The 7,305-nt window shown below is 62.4% G+C and carries 4 protein-coding genes; 1 reads left to right on the plus strand and 3 read right to left on the minus strand.

Going from position 1 to position 7,305, the window contains the following annotated elements:
- Positions 1-406: 406 nt before the first annotated feature.
- From AC1DY5_RS34965 to AC1DY5_RS34975, 3 genes are all read right to left on the minus strand, one after another.
- Positions 407-1,390 (minus strand): CobW family GTP-binding protein, encoded by a 984-nt coding sequence (locus AC1DY5_RS34965; RefSeq protein WP_478118992.1) that lies wholly within the window; start codon positions 1,388-1,390, stop codon positions 407-409.
- The gene (locus AC1DY5_RS34970; protein WP_478118994.1) at positions 1,387-2,751 is read right to left on the minus strand and encodes an amidohydrolase family protein; all 1,365 of its coding nucleotides are present in this window, start codon (positions 2,749-2,751) and stop codon (positions 1,387-1,389) included. Before AC1DY5_RS34970 ends, AC1DY5_RS34965 begins: the two co-directional genes overlap by 4 nt.
- A 155-nt stretch (positions 2,752-2,906) precedes the next feature.
- A complete protein-coding gene (locus tag AC1DY5_RS34975) occupies positions 2,907-4,424 on the minus strand; it encodes a hypothetical protein (protein ID WP_478118996.1) in 1,518 nt (505 codons plus the stop codon).
- A 1,300-nt stretch (positions 4,425-5,724) separates the two neighbouring features.
- On the opposite strand from AC1DY5_RS34975, the gene AC1DY5_RS34980 reads away from it, so the two are divergent.
- Positions 5,725-7,215, plus strand: a complete 1,491-nt coding sequence (locus AC1DY5_RS34980; protein ID WP_478118998.1) for a DUF1254 domain-containing protein — start codon at positions 5,725-5,727, stop codon at positions 7,213-7,215.
- Positions 7,216-7,305: the final 90 nt, after the last annotated feature.

Below are 7,305 nucleotides of genomic sequence, written 5' to 3' on the forward strand. Positions count from 1 at the left end.
GTGCCCTTAGCGCCGGTTCGCAACGTGCGGATCAGCCGTTCACACACGATTTCGTCCTGATCGTTCGGTGCCATGCGCGACCGTCCGCTGTCGTGGAACTCGAATTTCCTCGACGATGTCGACCAAGGTTAGTTTCGAGGGTGCGTGCGCGAAGAAAGTGCCAAGGTCTGCAATCGTCAGCCGCCGACATTCGACCAGGCAAAGGCGAACGACAGCAGTCAGTCTTTCTGAGACATTTCGCTCGACCGTGTCCTCGTGAATGTATGAGCCCCATAAGATTTCGTTGTCGCGCATCTGCCCTATGCCGGCTCATTGCCGATTCCTTCTTGCTCGTTGATGAGGTCATTGAGGGAGTCCAAGCTTCTCGCACTCGAAGATGCCTTTGAACAGGCGCTATGACGATTGCTCAGGCCATGGACGCCAGGCGCTGTCCGGATCGGCGTGTGGACAAGCGCGCCATGGGCAGCCAGGTACCCCAGGCGCCAAAGCGACGCTCGATCTCGTTCACATCAAGGTCCAGCCCGATGAAGAGCAATTCCGGCTCCCGCCCATGGTCGTCCGGGGTCAGTTCGACCGCATCACCCGCGTACTGCACCAGATGACCGCGACCTTCGATGCACACGAAGCCCTTGGCGCGCATCAGCCCGGGCAAGGTCGAATCGAAACAGCGCTCTATCCAGCCTGCAGGCAAATCTGGGGCCATGCGCAAGACACGCGACTCAAAGGCCAGGTGCGCCGCTCCGTGGATGCCGCTCGGCGTGCCTTGGCTCTCGTCCTCAGCGGGCAACTGATGACGGCCTTGCGACAGCCAGTACGGAATATCCAGCGCACAGTGAACCGTCGTAAGCACCTTGGTCTGTGGTTGCACGCTAGCCACGCGGGCACGGACCTGCGCCAGCGTCTCGCTGCTGATGGCGTCGGATTTGTTCAGGAGCACTAGATCCGCGTTGCGGATCTGGTGTTCGAGGAACTCACCGAGCATCCTGTCGAGCACGAGGAAGCGCGCGGCGTCGATCACGCCCACATGCGGGCCGAGAGAGATGTCGTCGCGGGAAGCATGCCGGGCCAGCACCCCCTTCAGGTCAATCGGTACGGCCGCACCGGAAGCCTCAATGACGATGCGCTCGATGCCGGACCTGGCCATGAGTTGCGTGAGCGCGGTTTCGGCCGAGTCACGCAATGTGCAGCACAGGCATCCGTTGCTCAACTCGATCAAGTCCACGCCCCCTTCGCTGAGGATGGTGCCGTCGACCCCCACGTCACCGAACTCGTTGACGATGACTGCCGTGCCGGAACTCCACGTCGGCTCCGCGAGCATGGCACGCACCAAGGTTGTTTTGCCGGCCCCCAGGAAGCCGGTCACCAGAATCTGGATGCGCGCGTCCTTCACACCTGCACGCAGCACATCTTCATGGTCTCGACTACGAAGGTTTCGTTGTGCCACCAGAAATCACTGCGTTTGGTCGACGCTGCGAAGGCCTGCCGTGCGGTCACGGGCCGCGCATGCGTGGCCTGGGCACGTGCCTTTGCGTCCAGTCCGGCGGCGGACGCGATCGGCCCTCCCATCTTGCCGTCGAAGGGCGCCTTCAGGTCGTCCTGGGTGTAGTAGAAGCCGCCGGTCATCACTGCAACTACATCGGCTGCATCCTCGATCCGTTCCAACGGATTACCCTTCACAAAGCTCAGGTCGGCCAGCTTGCCCGCTTCTATGGCGCCGTGTCCCTGCCCCAGGAAATCGCCCGGGATGCTGGTCGCGGATTTCAGGGTGTCCACAGGAGACAGGCCTCCCTTGACCATGGCACGCAGGTTCAGGTGCAGCGTGAATGCTGGCGCCACGATGTAAAAGTCGGTATCTTGCATGATCTTGGCGCCGTCGCGCATCAGCATCTGCACACCCTGCACGCTGTTGCGGTTGGACACGCTCAGCGGTGCAGTCTGCCCGGTGAATCGGGGCGCGACGCTGTTGTATTGCCAGGATGGCCAGAGCACGCGCATGCGCGGCTCGTTGATCATTGTGGGCGTCTCCGCGGCCATCGCCTCCAGGCCGAAAAGCGTGGGCGTGCGTGACGCCTGCGTCGCACGGTAAATGACCCTCACGTCCTCGTACGTCTTGCCCAGGGGGCTCACCGTTCTCCTGTAGCCGAATCGGCTGGTCGCTCCCATGTGCTCCTGGCCGTCCCCGCCAAATGAGACGCCCGGAAAGAGGTAATGGCTGGTCGAGGGGATGCCGTACTTATGGCCGAACTCGATCACCCGTTTCTGCCAGCGCAGCGGCATACGGACGTAGCACTTGAGCAGGTCGTAGTCCAGCGCCTTGGCGCGCTGCAGTTCCCGCTCCAGTTGTTCGTCGTCGTGAATGGCGCGCATCACGTCATAGTAGATCTTGGAGCCATCGAAGGCTTCGCCGGTGGCGAAGTGGCGCGGCGCAATGCGCGCTCCCGAATCCACGGCTTCCTTGTGCTCGGTCGAGTGGTAGGCCAGTTCCCCCAGGCCGCGCGTAGTGGTGATGCCGAAGGATAGGAAGATCCGTCCTTCCCGGTCCCCCAGGGCCGTGTTGAAGTGCTTGCCCTGGATGTGGCTGTGCATCTCCATCAAGCCCGGCATGACCGTGTAGGCGGTCGCGTCGATCCAGCGCACGCCCGTGCGCGCCTGGTGCGGCTCCACCCGCACGATTCGGTTGCCCTGGATGACGATGTCCATGTCGGTGTCCAGCGTTGACTTGCGGCCGTCCCACAGGCGGCCGGCGTGCACGACCGTGGTCCCCGGTGGGCTTAGCGAGCTTCCAGGTCAAAGTCATGGGGACACTTTGCGCGCTCCCGCCCTGAACACCCATGGTGCGCAGCACGCCGTTGCTCAAGTAGAGAATCTTTTCGCCGCTGGTGCTGACACTGACGGCATCGGTCACCTCATCGTTGATGCGCTTGGGGACGGCCACCTTGGCGCCGGAGGCATCGACTGCCATCGTCCAAAGGGTACTCGCCATCGCGAACACCAACTGACCGCGCGCGGTCCAAATCGGGCCGTCGTCCCCGCGCGGCCCCAGGCAGCGATCGGGCAGCACCGCCTCGTAGCGTGCCGCACCGGAATCGACCTTTACGGTCAGCACCACACTGATGCCTTCGCGGGTAGCGTGCAGAGTAGGGTTTGATGGCCGAGAGCGCAATGGTCGCGCCATCAGGGGACCAGGTCGGCCTACCAGGCGTAAACAGCGGGCCGATCAGCTTGCGGGTTGAGCCGTCCGCGACATTGACGATCAGCACGTTGCCGTTGTTGTCCAGGCAGGCCAGTTGCGAATCATCAGGCGACCAACGCGCCGATACGCACGGGAAGGAGGTCCTGGTAATCTGGCGCTCGGCGCGCGAGTCTAGTTGCATCTCCCACAGGTCCAGCTTGCCGCCTCGGTCGGTGGAGTACACCAGTCGGACGCCGTCCGACGACCAAGCGGGGTGGCATTTGTAGTAGCCGTCCTGTGTGAGCCGGGTGAGCTCACCGCTGCTCAGCTCGACCAGCCAAACCTGATTCAGGGCGACAAAAACGGCACGCGTTTCATCGGGCGAGATCTGCGGGCTGGCGATGCCTTTCGCCGCTCGATCCTGCGTCGAATCGAAATCGCGCCGACGCTTGGTATAGGTCTGCGGGCCCACCACCATGACCTGGGCGGCGAAAGGAATGGCGCGGCCACCACCAGCAACGGTTGCGCGTTTGATCGCACCATCGGCGGTGTAGACGTATTCGGTGTCCGACAGCCATGCCACAGGGAAGCGGAACACATCTTCGCCCTCCTGCGAGATCGGCGTGCCCGAACGCACCAGCTGAGTAGCGCCATTGGTGGTGACGCAGTACACCAGCCCCCGACCGTCGCGCGTCCACGCGGGTGCACTGTTGGAGCCCGAAGCAACGATCACCTCCGGCTTCGAAGCACCATCCGAAGCAACCACAAGGATACGTCCGCCCGCCGAAAAAGCGATGTGTTGACCGTCAGGTGACCACACCGGTTCGCCGTCTTCGTCCGGGGTGTCGGCCACCTGTCGCACATCACCCGAGGCCAGGTTGACGACATAGATCGCGTAACTGCCACTGCGATCCGACGCGCAAACGATCTCCTTGCCATCCGGAGAGAAGCGCGGCTCCCGGTGAYCGTATGCACCAGTCGTGATTTGCGTCAGATCCGTGCCATCGGCCCGGATCGTCCAGACATGGAAGTTGCCCGAACGGTACGACTGAAAGGCGATGGTCTGGCCATCAGGCGACCAATGGGGACGGCCGATGTCGTCGAAGTAGCCGGTAAGMTGACGTGCCTGGCCGCCTTCGATGGACAGGATCCACAGGATGCCTTGCAGGTCCATCGCGATCTGCTTGCCGTCGGGTGACAGGGCCATGGCGAGATTGGTGCCCTCGGTCAACGTGATCGCGGTGTCACCCACGATCTCCAAAGCCGGCGCTTTCGGGGTGCGAGGGCCGCCTAAACCTCCGGGCGCAAGCCACGAGCCACCGCCGCAGGCGGCCAGCATGGCGGGCGTGGCCGTCGTCGCCACGGCGGCCGCGCCACTTCCGCGAAGAAAGGTGCGGCGGCCAGGCTTGGCGGGCCCGATGGGGGCTTTCGGGACATTCGGTGTCTCCTTGTTCGTGCGTCAGAGTGATGATCGAGCAAATTTCGTTGCGAGGAATATCATGCAACATAATGCATGTCGCCCAAGCAGTAGATACCCTATGAAGCGGGATTTGAGCCAAATCCACCCAAGATGAGTGCATTTTCCTCCCTGATAATGGCATTATGATGCCTATCTCTTGGAGTGTGCCCCGCCACGGGGCGAAGCAGAACCGATACGTTGGGCGGGGCCTTCAACCAGGAGACGTCAAGTCATCAAGAGGTACATGCTGGCGCCCCGCGCCGGAGTTCAGGTCCAGCATTGCCAGGACATCCACATGGCGCCATCGGCCTGCGCGTTGCGGCAAAGAAGTACGCCCTTTCGACCAATCTGATCCAACTCTGGCTGACGCAGTAGGACCGGGGAGAGAGCCTGCACCGAGGAGTCCGAAGCATCGGTCATGTCGGAGTACAACGCCAAGATCGCAGCTCTCAAGCGCAAGCGTCGACCAGCTCGCCATGTTGCTCAACCTGGTCAAAAGAACGCCACGCCTACCCGCTGACCACGTCGCCGTCGGAGACGTCGGCCGGCTTCTTATGGTGATGGCCCTACCCTGCCTTTCGCCAGCGCACCCAGTACAGCAGGTATGCAGCGGTTGCCGTCTTTCCCAGCAGGCCGGCGAACTCACGCTGTAAGCCGGATTCCTGTCATCCCGGTGCCATGGAGATTCAGCATCGACGGCCGGTTTCAAGGTGGTGCAGACGTAGCCGTTGCTCGAGCTGGGCCCCGGCTCGGCGACCAGGGCCCATCGAACGGCAGCTATCCAATCAGCCGGAATGGAGCTCCGGGCCCGAAGCAGCTGTTCGCCTTGCTCTGAAGCGGCCGTTCGTATGCTGAGATGTAAACGCGCGGGCGTTCCATCTTGAAAGAAAGCGATYTTGGGCGTGCAGACTGACTCTCGCCGTCAGCCGGTCAGAAGCGGCCGCCCGTTGTCTCGTCCGCCCGCTTCCGCGATTGGCAATATGCCTAAAGTCCAATTACCCCTCGATGCCGCGCCGGATATGTTCCAACCACTCGCGAGGACGAGCACGACCTGCGCACAAGCTCGGGCGGAACAACTTGAGGAGTAATCGGAATGCATGAAAAGCCGACGCGACGCGAGGCAGTATTCGCCATGACTTTGGGAGCGCTCGGCGCATGGGTGCCGAGCGCATATGCCGCTGATGGCCTCTTGATCGACGCCAAGGACGCTGTCGAAGAGGGGCTCACGGACGTCGAAACCGATGTCAAGGCGCGAGAGGCACGCGATCTCGCGATCGAGGCGTACATCTACGCCTACCCGTTGGTCACGATGGAACTGACCCGACGCAGCCTGACCAACGTCGCGACGCCCGAGGCAAGCAAGGCGCCAATGGGCCAGTTTCTGAGGCTGCGCGGGTACCCGCCGGTGGACGACCATGCGGTTACGGCACCGAATGCCGATACGCTGTACACCATCATCTGGCTGGACGTGACAGAGGAGCCGTGGATCGTCTCTACACCGGACATGAAGGGCCGCTACTTTCTGCTGCCGATGCTGGATGGCTGGACCAACGTCTTTGACGTCCCCGGCAAACGCACCACCGGCACCGGACCTCAGAAGTTCGCCATCACCGGTCCGGGCTGGAAGGGAACATTGCCGCCCGGAGTCAAGCAGTACAAGTCACCGACCGGCATGGTGTGGATGCTCGGGCGCATCTACTGCACCGGCACACCCGAGGACTACGCGGCAGTCCATGCGCTGCAGGACCAGATGACCGCGGTGCCGCTCTCCTCCTATGGCAAGCCCTTCACCCCGCCGCCTGGCACGGTCGATCCGAGCTTCGACTCCAAGACCGCAGTACGTGAGCAAGTCAACGCGATGGATGCGGCCAGCTACTTCGCGCTCTTCGCTCAGTTGCTCAAGACCAATCCGCCGTCCGCGGCCGACGCTCCGATGGTCGCCAAGCTGGGGAAGCTCGGCGTTGTTCCGGGACGAGACTTCGATGCCTCCAAGCTCAACCCTTCGGTCAGCAAGGGCCTTGCGCAAGCGCCCAAGACGGCACAGCGAAAAATCATGGGCTGGATGAAGAAGGGCGTGCTCGCCGGCGACTTCAAGCTCAAGAACGGCTGGGCGTTCACGACCAAGACCGGCTTGTACGGAACCAACTACATCCAACGGGCGCTGATCACCGCGATCGGTCTCGGTGCCAACCGGCCACAGGACGCGGTTTATCCCACATCCACCGGTCCCGATGTGCTGCAGAAGTACCACGGCTCGAAGAAGTATGTGATGCACTTCGCCAAGGGCCACCTGCCTCCGGTCAACGGCTTCTGGTCGTTGACGATGTACGACACCGACTACTTCTTCGTGCCAAACCCGCTCAACCGCTACACAGTCAGCCAGCGCAACAAGCTCAAGGCCAATGCCGACGGATCGGTCGACCTCTACATCCAGAACGAGTCGCCCGGGGCAGACAAGGAAGAGAATTGGCTGCCGGCGCCGAAGGATGGCTTCATCCTCATGATGCGACTCTATTGGCCGAAGGACACGCCGCCCTCGCTGCTGGACGGCAGTTGGACGATTCCGCGCGCCAAGGCGATTTGATTCGCACTGCGTAGAACAGCCGGCGCTGTTCGGCGCTCATCGCCTCGGATTTTGCACCGAACTTCCAGGCCCTCTCGGCCATACGAAGCG

It is taken from the genome of Variovorax sp. P4_D9, from assembly GCF_056401695.1.